This is a genomic window from Streptomyces diastatochromogenes, from assembly GCF_002242805.1.
In the GTDB taxonomy this organism is placed as follows: Bacteria; Actinomycetota; Actinomycetes; order Streptomycetales; family Streptomycetaceae; genus Streptomyces; species Streptomyces diastatochromogenes.
The window spans coordinates 58,235-75,084 of the sequence record NZ_MCGQ01000031.1 but is presented as its reverse complement, the minus strand read 5'-3'; the positions used below and the strand labels follow the sequence as shown (position 1 = coordinate 75,084).

Genomic DNA, 16,850 nt, shown 5'->3' with positions numbered 1-16,850 from the left:
CCGAGACCCGCCGTCAGGCGCCCGCGCCGAGTTCGCGGACCGCCGCCGCGAACGCGTCACCGCGCTGGTTGTAGTTGGTGAACATGTCCATGGAGGCGCAGGCCGGGGCCAGCAGCACCGTGTCGCCGGGCTGCGCGAGCCGCTTCGCCTCCGTCACCGCCTGGAGCATCGCCCCAGTGTCGGTCCGTTCGAGGTCGACGACGGGTACTTCCGGGGCGTGTCGCGCGAGGGCCTCGCGGATCAGGGCGCGATCGGCGCCGATCAGGACGGCACCGCGAAGTCGCTTTGCCGACTTGGCGACCAGCTCGTCGAAGGTCGCCCCCTTCGCCAGACCGCCCGCAATCCATACGATCGGTTCATATGCCGCCAACGAGGCTTCCGCGGCATGGGTGTTGGTCGCCTTGGAGTCGTCCACGTACGCCACCCCGTCGAGGTCGGCGACGTGCGCGATGCGGTGGGCGTCCGGCCGGAAGGCCCGCAGGCCGTCGCGTACGGCCTTGGCGGGCACCCCGAAGGCACGCGCGAGGCCCGCCGCGGCAAGGGCGTTGGCGATGTTGTGCGGGGCCGGCGGGTTGACGTCGGAGACCTCGGCCAGCTCCTGCGCGTTCTTGTGGCGGTCCTCCACGAAGGCGCGGTCGACCAGGATGCCCTCCACGACACCGAGTTGGGAGGGACCCGGGGTGCCGAGGGTGAAGCCGATGGCGCGGCAGCCCTCCTCCACGTCCGCCTCGCGCACCAGGTCCTCGGTGAGCTTGTCGGCCACGTTGTAGACGCAGGCGACCCGATTGCCCTCGTAGATACGGCCCTTGTCGGCGGCGTAGGCCTCCATGGAGCCGTGCCAGTCGAGGTGGTCCGGGGCGAGGTTCAGGACGACCGCGGAGTGGGCGCGCAGGGAGGGCGCCCAGTGGAGCTGGTAGCTGGAGAGTTCGACGGCCAGGACGTCGTACTGCTCCTCGCCGAGGACCGCGTCCAGCAGGGAGACGCCGATGTTGCCGACGGCGGCGGTGCGCAGGCCGGCGGCCTTCAGGATCGACGCCAGCATCTGGACGGTGGTGGTCTTGCCGTTGGTGCCGGTCACGGCCAGCCAGGGGGCCGCGTCGGGACCCCGCAGGCGCCAGGCCAGCTCCACGTCGCCCCAGACGGGCACGCCCGCCTTCCCGGCCGCGAGGAACAGCGGCTTGTCCGGCTTCCAGCCGGGCGCGGTGACGATCAGCTCGGTGCCTTCCGGCAGGGTCGCCCCGTCGCCGAGGCGCACGGTGATGCCGAGCGCCTCCAGCTCCGCGGCCTGCTCACGCGCGCGTGCGTCGTCGCCGTCGTTGACGACCGTGACGATCGCCCCGCGCGCGTGCAGCACTTTCGCCGCCGGGACGCCGGAGACGCCGAGCCCGGCGACGGTGACGTGCTTGCCCTGGAAGTCAGAAGGCACCGAGGAGGTCACTTGTCCGCTGCCCATCCCGCGTAGAAGAGGCCAAGTCCGACAATCACACAGATTCCCTGGATGATCCAGAAGCGGACCACCACCAGGACTTCGGACCAGCCCTTGAGTTCGAAGTGGTGCTGGAGTGGCGCCATCCGGAAGACGCGCCTGCCGGTGAGCCGGAAGGAGCCGACCTGGATGACGACCGACATGGTGATGAGGACGAACAGGCCGCCCATGATGGCCACCAGCAGCTCCGTGCGGGAGAGGATGGCCAGGCCCGTCAGCACACCGCCGAGGGCGAGCGAACCGGTGTCGCCCATGAAGATCTTCGCCGGCGAGGTGTTCCACCACAGGAAGCCCAGGCAGGCGCCCATCAGGGCGGAGGCGATCACGGCGAGGTCGAGCGGGTCGCGCACCTCGTAGCAGGCGGCCGGGTTGGTCAGGGTGCCCGCGTTGGCGCAGGACTCCTGGAACTGCCAGACGCCGATGAACGTGTAGGCACCGAAGACGAGGACGGAGGCGCCGGTGGCGAGGCCGTCCAGACCGTCGGTGAGGTTCACGCCGTTGGACATCGCGAGGATCATGAACAGCGCCCAGACGACGAACAGCACCGGGCCGATCGACCAGCCGAAGTCCGTGATGAACGACAGCTTGGTGGAGGCCGGGGTGTTGCCCCTGGCGTCGGAGAACATCAGCGACAGCACCGCGAAGGAGATGCCGACGATCAGCTGGCCGGCCATCTTCGCCTTGGCCCGCAGGCCCAGCGACCGCCGCTTGACGATCTTGATGTAGTCGTCGAGGAAGCCGACCAGACCCATGCCGAACATCAGGCCGAGGACCAGCAGTCCGGAGTAGGTCGGGGCGTAGCCGGTGATGAGCTTGCTCAGGAAGTACGCGGCGATCGTCGCCAGGATGAAGGCGATACCACCCATGGTGGGCGTACCGCGCTTGCTGGCGTGCTCGCGCGGGCCGTCGTCGCGGATGTACTGGCCGTACCCCTTGCGGGCCAGCAGCTTGATCAGCAGCGGGGTCCCGATCAGGGTCAGGAAGAGGCCGATGACTCCCGAGAACAGGATCTGCTTCATCATCGGGCGGCAACCTCACCCTCGGCACCGGTCTCGACGAGCGCCTGGGCGACGCTTTCGAGCCCCACCGAACGGGACGCCTTCACGAGTACGACGTCCCCTGGGCGCAACTCGCTGCGCAACAGGTCGACCGCCGCCTGTGCGTCGGACACGTGCACCGACTCCTCACCCCACGAACCCTCGTTATATGCGCCCAGTTGCAGCCAGGAGGCTTCGATCCCCCCGACCGCGACGAGCTTGCTGACGTTGAGCCGGACGGCGAGCCGTCCGACGGCGTCGTGCTCGGCGAGCGCCTCGTCCCCCAGCTCGGCCATCTTGCCGAGCACCGCCCACGTGCGGCGCCCCTTGCCCATGGCCGCGAGCGCCCTGAGGGCGGCCCGCATGGACTCGGGGTTGGCGTTGTAGGCGTCGTTGACGATGGTCACGCCGTCCGGGCGCTCGGTGACCTCCATCCGCCAGCGGGAGAGGGAGCCCGCCTCGGAGAGCGCGGTGGCGATCTCTTCCGCGGACAGGCCCAGCTCATGGGCGACGGCGGCCGCGGCGAGCGCGTTCGACACGTGGTGCTCACCGTACAGGCGCATGGTCACATCGCTTGCACCGGAGGGTGTGTGAAGTCTGAAGGCGGGCTGTCCGCTGTCCGTGAGTCGCACGTTCTCGGCGCGTACGTCCGCTTCGGCCGACTCTCCGAAAAGGACCACCTTCGCCTTGGTACGGGAGGCCATGGCACGTACCAACGGGTCGTCGGCGTTGAGGATCGCCGCGCCGTCCTCGGGCAGCGCCTCCACCAGCTCGCCCTTGGCCCGGGCGATCTGCTCGCGGCCGCCGAACTCGCCGATGTGGGCGGTGCCGACGTTGAGCACCAGGCCGATCCTCGGCGGGGTCAGGTCGGTGAGGTAGCGGATGTGCCCGATGCCGCGGGCGCCCATCTCCAGCACGAGGAACCTCGTCTCCTCGGTGGCGGACAGGGCGGTCAGCGGCAGCCCGATCTCGTTGTTGAGCGAGCCGGGCGTGAACACGGTCGGCGCCTTGCTCCGGAGCACCTGGGCGATGAGGTCCTTGGTGCTGGTCTTGCCGGCGGAGCCGGTCAGGGCGACGAGGGTCGCGCCGAGCCGTCGTACGACATGGCGGGCGAGGGCGCCGAGGGCGGTCTGGACGTCCTCGACGACGATCGCGGGCACGCCGACGGGGCGCGACGCCAGTACGGCGACCGCGCCCGCCTCCACGACGGCCCGCGCGTAGTCGTGGCCGTCCACGCGTTCACCGACGAACGCGGCGAACAGGGTGCCGGGCACCACCTCGCGGGAGTCCCGGACGACCGGTCCGGTGACCTGGACGGACGGATCCGGTATGTCGTGCGTCTGCCCGCCGACGACTGCTGCGATCTCGGCGAGGGAGAGGGCGATCACAAGTTCATCCCTGGGTCTTCTGGATAGCTTCGCGAAGCACCTGGCGGTCGTCGAAGGGACGGACCACGCCGGCGATGTCCTGGCCCTGCTCGTGGCCCTTGCCCGCGACCAGCACGGTGTCGCCGGGCTGTGCGCGGCCCACGGCGGCCTCGATCGCGGCGGCCCGGTCCTCGAACAGGAGCACCTCGCCGCGCTCGTGCGCGGGCACGGAGGCCGCGCCCTGGAGCATGGTCGCGAGGATCGCGAGGGGGTCCTCGGAGCGGGGGTTGTCGGAGGTCAGTACGGCCGTGTCGGAGAGCCGGGCCGCGGCGGCGCCCATAGGGGCGCGCTTGGTCCGGTCGCGGTCGCCGCCGCAGCCGAGGACGACGTGCAGGCGGCCCTTGGTGACCTTGCGCAGCGCCTTGAGCACCGACTCCACGGCGTCGGTCTTGTGGGCGTAGTCGACGACCGCGAGGTAGGGCTGCCCGGCGTCCACCCGCTCCAGACGGCCCGGGACGCCCGGTACGGCGGCGATGCCGTCGGCGGCGACCTGCGGGTCGAGGCCGGCCGCGGCGAGGGCGACGACGGCGGCGAGGGTGTTCGCCACGTTGAAGGGACCCGGCAGCGGCGACTTGGCGTGGATGCGCTCGCCCTCGGGGCCGACGACCGTGAACGTCGAGTCCATGGGGCCGACCTGGACGTCCTCGGCGCGCCAGTCGGCGTCGGGGTGGCCCTCGGCGGAGAAGGTGACGACCGGGACGGTCGCCTCCCGCGCGAGCCGGCGGCCGTACTCGTCGTCGGCGTTGATCACGCCGAGTCTGCTGCGTTTCGGCGTGAACAGCTGCGCTTTGGCCCGGAAGTAGTCCTCCATGTCGGAGTGGAACTCCATGTGCTCCGGGCTGAGGTTGTTGAACACGGCGATGTCGAAGACGCAGCCGTCGACCCGGCCGAGGACGAGAGCGTGGCTGGAGACCTCCATGGCGACCGCCTCGACACCGCGTTCGCGCATGACGGCGAACAGGGCCTGCAGGTCGGTGGCTTCGGGGGTGGTGCGCTCGGACTTGATGCGCTCCTCGCCGATGCGCATCTCCACGGTGCCGATGAGGCCGGTGTCGCGGGTGGTCTTCAGACCGCCCTCGACCAGGTAGGCGGTGGTGGTCTTGCCGGAGGTGCCGGTGATGCCGATCTGGAGCAGGCCGCGGCCGGGGTGGCCGTAGATCGTCGCCGCCAGTTCGCCCATCCGCGCGCGGGGGTCGTCCACGACCAGGACCGGCAGTCCGGTCGCGGCTGCGCGCTCGGCGCCCGTCGGGTCGGTCAGCACGGCGACCGCGCCGAGGCCTGCGGCCTGGGTGACGAAGTCGGCGCCGTGCAGGCGGGCACCCGGGAGGGCGGCGTACAGGTCGCCGGGGCGGACGGCGCGCGAGTCGTGGGTGATCCCCGTGATCTCGGCGGCGGCGTCCGGAGCGGCGGCACCCAGCTGATCGGCCAGTTCCGCGAGGGGTGTGGCGGAGACCTGAACCGGTCGCGGCGGTCCCGGATATGTCACGGAAGCGCCCTTCTGGGTGGTTTGGGACTGATCAGCGTGTGGCACGGCGGTGAGCGTACCGGGCGCACCCGCTCCGGAGCGAAGTGAGGGCTCTGCGGCGCCTTGGTTCCCGGAATCGGGGGTGATCGTTCTCACGGGCTCGTTCCTGGTGGTCTTCCGGTGGTGCGGGGTGGGGCTGATCAGGGCTTGTAGTCGACGGGCAGGTTCGCGGCCTTCGCCCCGGTCGGCGGGACCTGGAGGGTCTTCAGGGCGAACTCCATCACCTGCTTGTAGATGGGTCCGCAGATCTGGCCGCCGAAGTAGTTGCCGGACGTGGCGTTCTGGATCGCGCAGTAGACGGTGATCCGCGGGTTGTCCGCGGGTGCGAATCCGGCGAAGGACGAGGTGTAGCCGCGGTAGCGGCCGGTGGCCGGATCCACGCGGTTGGCCGTGCCGGTCTTGCCCGCGACCCGGTATCCGGGGATGCGGGCCTTGACGCCGGTGCCCTGCTCGTCGTCCACGACGGACTCCAGCATCTGGGCGAGGGACCTGGCCGTCTTCTCGCTGACCACGCGGGTCTTCCGGGGCTTCGAAGCGGGGGTGAAGCGGCCGTCGGCGCCCTCGGTGCCGCGCACCAGGGTGGGCTCGACGCGGACACCGCCGTTGGCGATCGTCGAGTACACGGAGGCGGCCTGCATGGCGCTCAGGGAGAAGCCCTGGCCGAAAGGAATCGTGTACTGCTGCGACGTCGACCACTTGTCGGCGGGCGCGAGGATGCCTCTGGTCTCGCCGGGGAAGCCGAGCCCGGTGGGGCCGCCGATGCCGAACTTGCGCAGGTACGAGTAGAGGACCTTGTTGGCCTCCGGCTGGGTCTTGCCGAGCTGGCCGGCGGCGAGGATGGTGCCGATGTTGCTGGACTTGGCGAGCACGCCGTTGAGCGTGAGGTTCCAGGTGCGGTGGTCGATGTCGTCCTGGAAGAGCCGGTCGCCGCGGTGCAGCCGGTTCGGTACGACGACGTGCGTGAGCGGGGTGGCCGCGTTCTGCTCCAGCACCGCCGCCATCGACATCACCTTGGCGGTGGAGCCGGGCTCGTAGGCGTCCTGGACGGCCGCGTTGCCCATGGCCGACCCGTCGGCCTTCGACAGGTCGTTCGGGTCGAAGCCGGGCGAGTTGGCCATGGCCAGGATCTCGCCGGTGCGGGTGTCCTGGACGATGACGTAGCCGCGGTCCGCCTTGGACTTCTTCACCTGTTCGGTGATGGCGTTCTGGGCGGCCCACTGGATGTCGCGGTCGATGGTCAGCTCGACGTCGCTGCCGGGCACGGCGGGCGTCTCCGCCGAGCCCGCGGTGGGCACCTCACGGCCGCCGGACTGGGCGTAGCGGATCTTGCCGGCCTTGCCGGTCAGCTGCTTGTTCAGCTCCTGCTCGATGCCGCCGCCGCCCTTGCCCTCGGCGTTGACCCAGCCCAGTATCCCGGCGGCGAGGTCGCCGTTGGGGTACACGCGCTGGCTGCTGGGGTCGGCGAAGACTCCGGCGAGCACGTTGGCCGTGTTGTTGTCGGTGTCGGCCTTCTTGGCGAGTGCGCTCTTCAGGTCCTTGATCTGCTTCCAGACCTGCGGGGTCTGCCGGGTGGCGAGCCGGGTGTAGCGCGACAGCTTGTTCGCGGGCCTGAGCTTCCTGACGATCGTGGCCTGGTCCTGGCCGAGGATCGGCGCGAGCAGCGCGGCGGCCTGTTCGGGTCCGTCGTCGATCTTGAGCTGTTTGACGGTGAACATCGTCGGGTCGGCCGTGATGTCGTACGCGTCCTCGCTGATGGCCAGGGCCACGCCGTTGCGGTCGGTGATCTGGCCACGCTCGGCGGCCAGGGTGTGCACGACGTACCGGTTCTGTTCGGCCTTGGCCGCGTACGCGCTGGCGTCGACGGCCTGGACCTGGAGCAGCCGTACGACGAAGGCGAGCAGCACCAGGGTGAGCGCGAGGGCGACCATGCGCAGCCGGGGGCGGGGGCTGCCGAGCCGGAGGGCGGGCGGGGGCATGGGCCGGGCCCCGCTCGGCCGCCGGGCCGGACGGGCGCCGGGCCCGGGCTGCCGCCGTACGGCGCCCCGCGGCCGGGGCGGCTTCGCGGGGCCGGGCACGCGGCGGCGCGGCGGTTGCCTTTCTCCAGAAGTGTCTGACACTTCCGTCACCTGCCGGGGGTCGGGGTGGGCGCGGGCTGGAGGATGGTGGGCGGTGGCGGCACCGCCCCTTCCGGTGCGGCCGCCGGGGCCGGAGCCGAGGGGAGGGGGGTGGCGGGCGGCTGTGTCGGCGCGGCCGAAGGGGAGGAGACCGAGGGGCTCGCGGGGGACACGGAAGGACCAGGGGCCGGAATCATGGTCTCCGGGGCGACCGGCTGGGTGAACGAGGCGGGCTCGGGGCTGGCCGCGTTCGGTACGCCCTTGACGGTGCCGTCGGAACCGAGGAAGGCCGGGTCGCCGCCGGGGACCATGCCGAGTGCGCGGGCACGGCGCTGGAGCGCGTCGGGGGACGAGTAGGCGTCGATGTCCCGTTGCAGGGCCTGTTCCTCGTCGGTGAGGCTCTTCGTCTGCTTCTGCAGGTCGTCGAGTTTGAACGAGCCTTCGCTGAGCGCGGAGTTGAGCACCAGCAGCCCGATGAGGCCGCCACCGAGCAGCAGGACGACGAGGAGCACGAACGGGGTGCGGCCCGCGCGGGCACGGCCGGCCGGAATGAGCCGGACGAGCCGGGCGGCCCTCCCCCTGAGTTCGGGTTTCCTACTCACTGGGCCTCCGGTGGCTCCGGCACACCGACGGGTGAGTCCGGAAACCCAACCGACCCGATTCGCTCACTCGGCGTCCTCCCTGATGCGCTCGGCACCCCGCAGCCGGGCCGGGGCGGCCCTGCGGTTCTCGGCGACCTCTTCCTCGGTGGGAAGTTCGGCACCGCGCGTGAGCAGCTTGAGCCGCGGCTGGTAGCGCTCGGGCACGACCGGCAGTCCCGGCGGCGCGGTGGACGCGGCGCCGGCCGCGAACACCTGCTTCACCAGCCGGTCCTCCAGCGAGTGGTACGACAGCACGGCGATGCGCCCGCCGACGTCGAGGGCCTTCACCGCGGCCGGGATCGCCCGCTCCAGGACGGACAGCTCGCCGTTGACCTCGATGCGCAGCGCCTGGAAGGTGCGCTTGGCCGGGTTGCCTCCGGTGCGCTTGGCGGCCTGCGGCAGCGCGTCCCGGATCAGCTCGACGAGCCGGGCGCTGTTGCTGAACGGCTCCTTCTCGCGTTCCCGGACGATCGCGGAGACGATCCGCTTGGCCTGCTTCTCCTCGCCGTAGGCGCGCAGGATCCGCACCAGCTCGCCCGCCGGATAGGTGTTGAGGACCTCGGCGGCACTGATGCCGGTCGTCTGGTCCATGCGCATGTCGAGGGGGGCGTCCTGGGCGTAGGCGAAGCCGCGGTCGGCCTCGTCCAGCTGCATGGAGGAGACGCCGAGGTCGAACAGGACGCCCTGCGCGCGCGGGATGCGGAGCCGCTGCAGTACCTCGGGCAGCTCGTCGTAGACCGCGTGCACCAGGGTGGCCCGCTCGCCGAAGGACGCGAGCCGCTCGCCGGACAGGCGCAGCGCCTCCTTGTCCCGGTCGAGGGCGACGAGCCGCGCCTCGGGGAACCGCGTCAGCAGTGCCTCGCTGTGGCCGCCGAGGCCGAGGGTGCAGTCGACGACCACCGCTCCCGGCCGCTCCAGGGCGGGCGCCAGCAGATCCAGGCACCGCTGGAGCATCACCGGGACGTGTCGACTCTGGCTCAAGGGGGCCTCTCAGTTCCGGCGGGCGTCGCACGCACCGCCGGGTCCCCGCCCGCTCCGTGAAGGGGAGGCCTGCCGGCGCCGGAAGCGTCAGCCGACCGGGAGCGGGAGGAGGCCGAGCCGTACGTACGCGCCGCGCACGTGGGGAGACGGTCCGGATGTGTGCCGGGGTCTCCGGGGGGTTTCACCAGCAGGGAGAGCCGCCCCTCCCGCTTCGCGTCACTTTAGTCCACCGTGTCTCGCGGTCAATCAACCGGCCTGCGCGTCGCGTAGCGCGCCTCGGACGGAGTGGCAATTCGAAAAGATTCACCCGTCCGGCCTACGTTTGCCCTCCGTGTGGGTTAGCTCACAACAAGCCACGATGACGTTCTTTGTCCGCTCTCACAGCAGGCCTGGACCGAGGGTGACCAGTAACGTCGTGACTATGACGACTTCCGCAGCAGTTCCCACTGGATCCGAAGGCGCCATAACCAGCGACGGCACCGTGACGGACCGCTTGGTGGAGGCGAACGAACACTACGCCTCCGCGTTCACCGACCCCGGTATGGACGCCCGGCCCGTCCTGCACGTGGCCGTGGTGGCCTGTATGGACGCCCGACTCGACCTGCACGCCGCGCTCGGCCTGGAGCTCGGCGACTGCCACACCATCCGCAACGCGGGCGGCGTGGTGACCGACGACGTGATCCGCTCCCTGACCATCAGCCAGCGCAAGCTCGGCACCCGCAGCATCGTCCTGATCCACCACACCGGCTGCGGTCTGGAGGCCCTCACCGAGGACTTCCGCACCGAGCTGGAGATGGAGGTCGGCCAGCGTCCGGCGTGGGCGGTGGAGTCCTTCCGGGACGTCGACCAGGACGTGCGCCAGTCCATGCAGCGGGTGCGCACCTCGCCGTTCCTGCTGCACACCGACGACGTGCGCGGGTTCGTCTTCGACGTGCGCACCGGTCTGCTGCGCGAGGTCGACCCGGCCTGACACCTGGTCTGAACCTGGCCCGACCGGGGCCGCCGGTCCGCCCCGAACACCCCGCCCTGCCCACCCGGCACCCCCGCCCTGCGAAAACATTCCGCCGCACGGCATCGAAAACGGTGGTCGAAAAGGCCGTAAGACCGACATCGTGCGGGCAGTTGTCCACAGGCGAGTGACACGAATCGGTAACGGCAGCAAGAATGCGGGGTGTGGGCGTCGCGTGGAACCTTTTCCGCGCGGTGTCCGTGTTTTCGGGGTGGGCCGGTTTCGCATCGCAGAGCGTCGGCCCGAGTAAGAACGGGCCGAGGAGGGCCGGGTGACGACCTATGACGATCGAGCGAGCCTCACTGATCTGACCGCCACTGTGGAGCGTGTCCGCAGTTCGGTGGAGGGTGTGATCGAGGGCAAGCCCGAGGTCGTACGGCTTTCGCTGACCGTACTGCTCGCCGAGGGACACCTGTTGATCGAGGATGTCCCCGGAGTGGGCAAGACCATGCTCGCCAAGGCACTGGCGCGGTCCATCGACTGCACGGTGCGGCGTATCCAGTTCACGCCCGACCTGCTGCCCTCGGACATCACCGGGGTGTCCATCTGGGACCAGCAGCGCCGGGACTTCGAGTTCAAGCCGGGCGCCATCTTCGCGCAGATCGTGATCGGCGACGAGATCAACCGCGCCTCGCCCAAGACCCAGTCGGCGCTGCTGGAGTCCATGGAGGAGCGGCAGGTCACCATCGACGGGCAGACCTATGAACTGCCCAGCCCCTTCATGGTGGTGGCCACGCAGAACCCGGTGGAGATGGAGGGCACCTATCCGCTGCCCGAGGCCCAGCGCGACCGCTTCATGGCGCGGGTCTCCGTCGGCTACCCGAGCATCGAGGCCGAGTTGCAGATGCTCGACATCCACGGCGGCGTGAGCCCGCTGGAGGACCTCCAGCCGGTGGCGCACGCGCACGAGATCGTGAAGCTGATCGAGGCGGTGCGCGGGGTGCACGTCTCCGAGGCGGTGCGGCGGTACGCGGTCGAGCTGGTCGCGGCCACCCGCACGCACCCCGACCTCAGACTCGGCGCCTCCCCGCGCGCGACGCTGCATCTGCTGCGCGCGGCCAAGGCGTCCGCCGCCCTCAGCGGCCGGGAGTACGCACTTCCGGACGACGTCCAGGCGCTCGCCGTCGCCGTCCTCGCCCACCGGCTGCTGCCCACCGCGCAGGCGCAGCTCAACCGGCGTACGGCCGAACAGGTGGTGCTGGAGATCCTGCAGCACACCCCGGTGCCGGCCGCACCGCAGCAGCAGAGCGGCTTCGGCGGTCTGGGCCGGGGTGTGCCGGCCTATCCGCAGCAGCCCCCGCGGAGTCTGTGATGAGCGCCGGGGGGACGGGGCAGGCGGAGCCCGATCGCGGGGAGGCGGGCGGGGTCCGCACGGCTCTGGCGGGGCTGACCACCCGTGGCCGTTCCTTCCTGGCCGCCGGGATCGCGGCCGCGATCTGCGCGTATGTGCTGGGCCAGAGCGATCTGCTGCGGGTGGGCCTGCTGCTGGCCGTGCTGCCCCTGCTCTGCGCGACCGTGCTCTACCGCACGCGCTACCGGGTGGCCGGCAGCCGCCGGCTCTCCCCCGCGCGCGTGCCCGCCGGCAGCGAGGCCCGGGTGCACCTGCGGGTGGACAACGTCTCCCGGCTGCCCACGGGCCTGCTGATGCTCCAGGACCGGGTGCCCTACGTCCTCGGGCCCCGGCCGCGTTTCGTGCTGGACCGGGTGGAGCCGGGCGGCCGCCGCGAGGTGTCCTACCGGGTCCGCTCGGACCTGCGCGGCCGCTATCCGCTCGGCCCGCTGCAGCTGCGGCTGACCGACCCCTTCGGGATGTGCGAACTCACCCGCTCCTTCTCGACCTACGACACGCTGACCGTCATCCCGCGTGTGGAGCCGCTGGCGCCGGTCCGGCTCAGCGGCGAGGCCAGGGGGTACGGCGACGGGCGGCAGCGCTCGCTGGCCCTCGCGGGCGAGGACGACGTGATCCCGCGCGGGTACCGCTACGGCGACGACCTGCGCCGCGTGCACTGGCGCTCCACCGCGCGCTACGGCGAGCTGATGGTGCGCCGCGAGGAGCAGCCGCGCCGCTCCCGCTGCACGGTCCTGCTGGACACCCGGGGCATCGGCTACGAGGGCGCGGGCCCCGACTCGGCCTTCGAGTGGGCCGTCTCGGGCACCGCGTCGGTGCTGGTGCACATGCTCGAACGGGGCTTCTCGGTACGCCTGCTGACCGACAACGGCAGCTCGGTGCCCGGCGAGGGCGCCGACGGGTTCGCGGGCTCCGGCCAGGACAGCGCGGACGCGGCCGGGCTGATGATGGACACCCTCGCGGTGATCGACCACTCCGACGGCACGGGCCTGTCCCGGGCGTACGACCTGCTGCGCGGCGGGAACGAGGGGCTGCTGATCGCCTTCCTGGGCGATCTCGACGAGGAGCAGGCCGCGGTGGTCGCGAAGATGCGCCAACGCAGCGGCGGTGCGGTCGCGTTCGTGCTGGACCCGGACACCTGGGTGCGGGAGACGCCGGACGTGCCCGGCCCGGGCGCCCGGCACGAGGAGCGGCTGCGCATGCTGCGCGAGGCGGGCTGGACCGCGCTGGGCGTGCCGCGCGGCGCCTCGCTGAACGATCTGTGGCGGCAGGCGGACCGGGAACGCTCGGGCCTGACCGCCGTGAGCGGGGAGGCACTGTGATGAGCGGGCGGGCACGACTGGCCCTGTGCGCCGCGGCGGCCACGCTGATGGCCGCGTGCGCCCTGCTGCCCCTGGTCGACCAGCCCACGTGGCTGTTCCAGACGGTGCTGCTGGTCGCCGTGCAGACCGGGGTGGGCGCGGCAGCCCGGCGGGTGCCGCTGGCCCGGCCGCTGACCGTGGCGGCGCAGGTCCTGGTCACGCTGATGCTGCTGACCCTGGTCTTCGCCCGGCAGCAGGCGTTCTTCGGGCTCGTCCCGGGCCCGGAGGCCTTCCGGCACTTCGGCGACCTGCTCCAGCAGGGCTCGGACGACGTCAGCCGGTACGCGATACCGGCACCGCTGACCGACGGCATCAAGCTGATGCTGATCGGCGGTGTCATGGTGATCGGCCTGCTGGTGGACACCCTCGCGGTGACCTTCCGCAGCGCGGCCCCGGCCGGGCTGCCGCTGCTCGCGCTGTACTCGGTGGCCGCGGGGCTGTCCGACGGCGGCACCGACTGGCTGTGGTTCCTGGTCGCGGCGGCCGGCTATCTGATGCTGCTGCTCGCCGAGGGCCGGGACCGGCTGGCCCAGTGGGGCCGGGTCTTCGGCGGCGCGCCCCGCGCTCCGGGCGACCCGGACGGCGGCGCGGTGGCCCCGGTGCGCACCGGACGCCGGATCGGCGCGGTCGCCCTCGGTGTCGCCCTGGTGGTCCCGGCCGCCCTGCCCGCGATGCAGGGCGGCCTGCTGGACGGCACCGGAGCGGGCGTCGGCGCGGGCAACGGGAACGGCGGCACGATCTCCGCGGTCAACCCCCTGGTGTCGCTGCGCGACAGCCTGAACGTGGAGAACGACCGCCAGGTGCTGTCCCTGAAGACCAGTGCGGGCGACCTCTCGGACATGTACCTGCGGATCGTCTCGCTGGACGACTTCGACGGCACCACCTGGAAGCCGTCCCAGCGGCACATCGTCGGCGTGCCGGACGTCTTCCCCACGCCCGTCGGCCTGGGCACGGGCATCAAGCGCTCCACCGTGAAGACGACGGTCACGGCGGCGGACTGGTACGCGCAGGACTGGTTGCCGATGCCGTACCCGCCGAGCGGGGTGCGGATCAGCGGCAACTGGCGGTACGAGCCCGTCGGCATGACGCTCGTCGGAGACCACGGGCAGAACACGCGCGGCGAGACCTACCAGGTGAACAGCCTGGACGTGCAGCCGACCGCGGACCAGCTGGCCGCGGCCGCCCAGCCGCCGGCCGCGCTGAAGCGTGAGTACACCAAGGTGCCGTCCAAGCTGCCGAAGGTGGTGGCCCAAACCGCCAAGGCGATCACCGCGGGCTCGGCGAGCCACTACGAGGAGGCGGTCAAGCTCCAGGACTACTTCGCCGTGTCCGGCGGCTTCCAGTACGACACCCAGGTGGAGGTCGGCCGCGGCCCGGACGCGATCGCGACCTTCCTGAAGAAGAAGCAGGGCTTCTGCGTCCACTTCTCCTTCGCCATGGCGGCGATGGCCCGCACGCTCGGCATCCCGGCCCGGGTCGCGGTGGGCTTCGCGCCCGGGACCCCGCAGGCGGACGGCTCGGTCTCGGTGACCCTGAAGGACGCGCACGCCTGGCCCGAGCTGTACTTCGAGGGCGTCGGCTGGACCCGCTTCGAGCCGACTCCGACCCGGGGCACCGTGCCGTCGTACACCCAGTCGAACACGCCCGGCTCCTCGCAGCCGGACGAGGCCCTGCCGTCCCGCGGGTCGTCGACGGCGCCCTCCGTGTCGGCTTCGCCGAGCGAGAGCTGCACGTCCCAGCAGCGCAAACTTGAGGCATGCGACAGCCCGTCCGCCGCGGTGGCGCAGCCCGACGGTGGCGGCGGTTCGTGGCGCTGGCTGTGGTACGCACTGATCGGGCTCGGCGGCCTGGTGGTCCTGGCGATCCCGCTGGCGCCGATGCTGTGGCGGGCGCGGGTGCGGTCCGTACGGCTCGGGGCGCACGCGCGGACCGAGGAAGGCGCGGCGGCCCACGCGCTGGCGGCCTGGCAGGAGCTGACCGGCAGCGCCTGGGACGTGGGCATCCTGCCGGACGAGTCGCAGACGCCGCGCAAGGCCGCCGCCCGGATCGTGCGGCTGGGGCATCTCGACCCGGCGGCCGGGGCCTCCGTGCACCGGGTGGCGGACGCGCTGGAGCAGGTGCTGTACGCGCCCCGGCCGCGCCCGGTGGCGGGCCTGGCCGAGGACGTGCGCCGGGTGGTCGCCGCCCTGAACGGCAGCGTGAACAGGTGGTCGCGGCTGCGGGCGCGGTTCGCGCCGCGGTCGGCCGTGCAGGTGCTGTGGGCGGTGTCGGCCCGGTGGGCGGCGCTCAGGGCGCGTGCGGTGGCGGCCCGGCCGACGCTGCGCAGGCCTTCGGGGCAGCAGGGCTGAGTCCGGAGAACGCGTGAGGGGTGACCACCGGCTGGTGGTCACCCCTCACGGATGTCTGCTGTTGTGTGCGCGAACCGCCGAGCGGCTAATGGCCCTGCTGCTCGTCCCGGCGGCGCTGCCAGCGCTGCTCGATCCGGTCCATCATGGAGCGCTTCTGCCGTACCTGGCGGCGCGGGGCACTTGCGGGCTGCTCACCCGGCTTGGGGGCCTTCCGCCAGCCTGTGACGGCGAGTACGGCACAGCCCAGCATGACGAGGAAGCCCACCACGCTGACCCAGATCTGCTGTGCGACCATTCCGGCCATGAGGAGCGCGATACCCACGAGGAAGCCCGCGACCGCCTGGTAGACCCGCCGCCGGGTGTACGTCCGCAGCCCACTTCCCTCAAGCGCCGACGCGAACTTGGGATCTTCGGCGTACAGCGCTCGCTCCATCTGCTCGAGCATGCGCTGCTCGTGCTCCGAGAGCGGCACGGAGTCCTCCTCATCGTGCAGTCGCCGGGGCGACTCGGGGGTCCCTTCAGGATAGGCAGGGAATCGCCCCCGTGAAACCCGCCCCTCTACGCCAATAGGCCAACCGGAATCCGCCATGGCCGTCCCGGCTCGCTGAGGCTTCCATTCCCCGGCGGCCGACCCGTCATGCCGGACGGTATACCTCGATCATACGGCGCAAACCGCTCGATCGGGGGTCTTGTGGCGTACTCCATCTGCCGCCAAGTCCCTGATCAGCGCCGGATCTCGGAAGGCCGCTCAGACCTCCGCGGCCCCCGACGTCTCACCGAGCACATGGAGCTGGGTGGCGACGGAGTGGAACGCGGGCAACTCGGCCGCCGCGGCCTCCAGCTTGAGCAGGGCGTCGAGGGCGCCGGGCTCGGTGTCCACCAGGACACCGGGCACCAGGTCGGCGAAGACCCGCACGCCGTGTACGGCGCCGATCTTCAGGCCCGCGCCCTCGACCAGCGCGGTGAGCTGCTCCGCGGTGAAGCGGCGCGGCATCGGGTCGCCGGCGCCCCAGCGGCCCTCCGGGTCCTCCAGGGCCTGCTTGGCCTCCTTGAAGTGGCCGGCGAGCGCCCGCGCGAGGACGGCACCGCCGAGACCGGCGGCGAGGACGCTGAGGACGCCCTCGGAGCGCAGCGCGGCGACCGCGTTGCGGACGCCCTCGGCGGGGTCGTCGACGTACTCCAGGACACCGTGGCACAGCACGGCGTCGTAGCCGCCGCGCTCGACCACCTCGAACAGGCCGTGGGCATCGCCCTGGACGCCCTTGACCCGGTCGGCGACACCGGCCTCGGCGGCGCGGCGCTCCAGCGCGAACAGCGCGTTCGGGCTGGGGTCGACGACGGTGACGCGGTGCCCGAGGCGGGCGAGCGGCACGGCGAAGTTGCCGCTGCCGCCTCCGGTGTCGAGCACGTCCAGCGAGTCCCGCCCCGTGGCCTTGACCCGGCGGTCGAGGGCGTCCTGGAGGACCTCCCAGACCACGGCGGTACGGAGAGAGGCGCGGGGGCGCATCGGGTCCGACACGGCAGTTGACTCCTCGGCAGGGCGGGCGGCTTCCGGTGAACTCCACCCTATTGC

Annotated in this window: 13 protein-coding genes; 4 read left to right on the top strand and 9 right to left on the bottom strand. The window is 71.8% G+C overall.

Annotated elements, in window-relative coordinates; all coding sequences use genetic code 11:
- Positions 1 to 13 precede the first annotated feature (13 nt).
- The 7 genes from murD to rsmH form a co-directional block, all read right to left on the bottom strand.
- Entirely contained in the window at positions 14 to 1,453 is a 1,440-nt protein-coding gene (murD, locus tag BEK98_RS31880; RefSeq protein ID WP_208643296.1) for a UDP-N-acetylmuramoyl-L-alanine--D-glutamate ligase, read from the bottom strand.
- Complete coding sequence (mraY, locus tag BEK98_RS31875; RefSeq protein ID WP_094220306.1) at positions 1,435 to 2,505, bottom strand: phospho-N-acetylmuramoyl-pentapeptide-transferase; 1,071 nt, start codon at positions 2,503 to 2,505, stop codon at positions 1,435 to 1,437. The genes murD and mraY overlap by 19 nt, the downstream gene beginning before the upstream one ends.
- Complete coding sequence (locus BEK98_RS31870; protein ID WP_094220196.1) at positions 2,505 to 3,911, bottom strand: UDP-N-acetylmuramoyl-tripeptide--D-alanyl-D-alanine ligase; 1,407 nt, start codon at positions 3,909 to 3,911, stop codon at positions 2,505 to 2,507. Before BEK98_RS31870 ends, mraY begins: the two co-directional genes overlap by 1 nt.
- Positions 3,912 to 3,915: 4 nt before the next feature.
- Positions 3,916 to 5,571, bottom strand: coding sequence for a UDP-N-acetylmuramoyl-L-alanyl-D-glutamate--2,6-diaminopimelate ligase (locus tag BEK98_RS31865; protein WP_425276636.1), 1,656 nt, complete (start codon positions 5,569 to 5,571; stop codon positions 3,916 to 3,918).
- A 44-nt stretch (positions 5,572 to 5,615) separates the two neighbouring features.
- Positions 5,616 to 7,592, bottom strand: coding sequence for a peptidoglycan D,D-transpeptidase FtsI family protein (locus BEK98_RS31860; RefSeq protein WP_279635492.1), 1,977 nt, complete (start codon positions 7,590 to 7,592; stop codon positions 5,616 to 5,618).
- A 5-nt stretch (positions 7,593 to 7,597) separates the two neighbouring features.
- Positions 7,598 to 8,191, bottom strand: coding sequence for a cell division protein FtsL (ftsL, locus tag BEK98_RS31855; protein ID WP_094220193.1), 594 nt, complete (start codon positions 8,189 to 8,191; stop codon positions 7,598 to 7,600).
- Between the two features lie 63 nt (positions 8,192 to 8,254).
- Positions 8,255 to 9,211: a 16S rRNA (cytosine(1402)-N(4))-methyltransferase RsmH gene (gene rsmH / locus BEK98_RS31850; RefSeq protein ID WP_094220192.1), complete on the bottom strand. Its 957-nt coding sequence runs from the start codon at positions 9,209 to 9,211 to the stop codon at positions 8,255 to 8,257.
- Between the two features lie 358 nt (positions 9,212 to 9,569).
- Between rsmH and BEK98_RS31845 the strand changes: the two genes are divergently transcribed.
- The 4 genes from BEK98_RS31845 to BEK98_RS31830 all read left to right on the top strand — a co-directional run bounded on the left by BEK98_RS31845 (position 9,570) and on the right by BEK98_RS31830 (position 15,277).
- Positions 9,570 to 10,181 (top strand): beta-class carbonic anhydrase, encoded by a 612-nt coding sequence (locus BEK98_RS31845; RefSeq protein ID WP_208643295.1) that lies wholly within the window; start codon positions 9,570 to 9,572, stop codon positions 10,179 to 10,181.
- A 310-nt stretch (positions 10,182 to 10,491) separates the two neighbouring features.
- Positions 10,492 to 11,532 carry an AAA family ATPase gene (locus tag BEK98_RS31840; RefSeq protein WP_094220190.1) on the top strand — a complete coding sequence of 347 codons (1,041 nt, stop codon included), beginning with the start codon at positions 10,492 to 10,494 and terminating at the stop codon, positions 11,530 to 11,532.
- A complete protein-coding gene (locus BEK98_RS31835; protein WP_094220189.1) occupies positions 11,532 to 12,890 on the top strand; it encodes a DUF58 domain-containing protein in 1,359 nt (452 codons plus the stop codon). Before BEK98_RS31840 ends, BEK98_RS31835 begins: the two co-directional genes overlap by 1 nt.
- A complete protein-coding gene (locus BEK98_RS31830) occupies positions 12,890 to 15,277 on the top strand; it encodes a transglutaminase TgpA family protein (RefSeq protein ID WP_094220188.1) in 2,388 nt (795 codons plus the stop codon). Before BEK98_RS31835 ends, BEK98_RS31830 begins: the two co-directional genes overlap by 1 nt.
- 85 nt (positions 15,278 to 15,362) lie before the next feature.
- On the opposite strand, the gene BEK98_RS31825 is transcribed toward BEK98_RS31830, so the two are convergent.
- Positions 15,363 to 15,749: a DUF3040 domain-containing protein gene (locus tag BEK98_RS31825; RefSeq protein ID WP_094220187.1), complete on the bottom strand. Its 387-nt coding sequence runs from the start codon at positions 15,747 to 15,749 to the stop codon at positions 15,363 to 15,365.
- A 276-nt stretch (positions 15,750 to 16,025) separates the two neighbouring features.
- Positions 16,026 to 16,796 carry a methyltransferase gene (locus tag BEK98_RS31820; protein WP_094220186.1) on the bottom strand — a complete coding sequence of 257 codons (771 nt, stop codon included), beginning with the start codon at positions 16,794 to 16,796 and terminating at the stop codon, positions 16,026 to 16,028.
- Between the last annotated feature and the right edge of the window lie 54 nt (positions 16,797 to 16,850).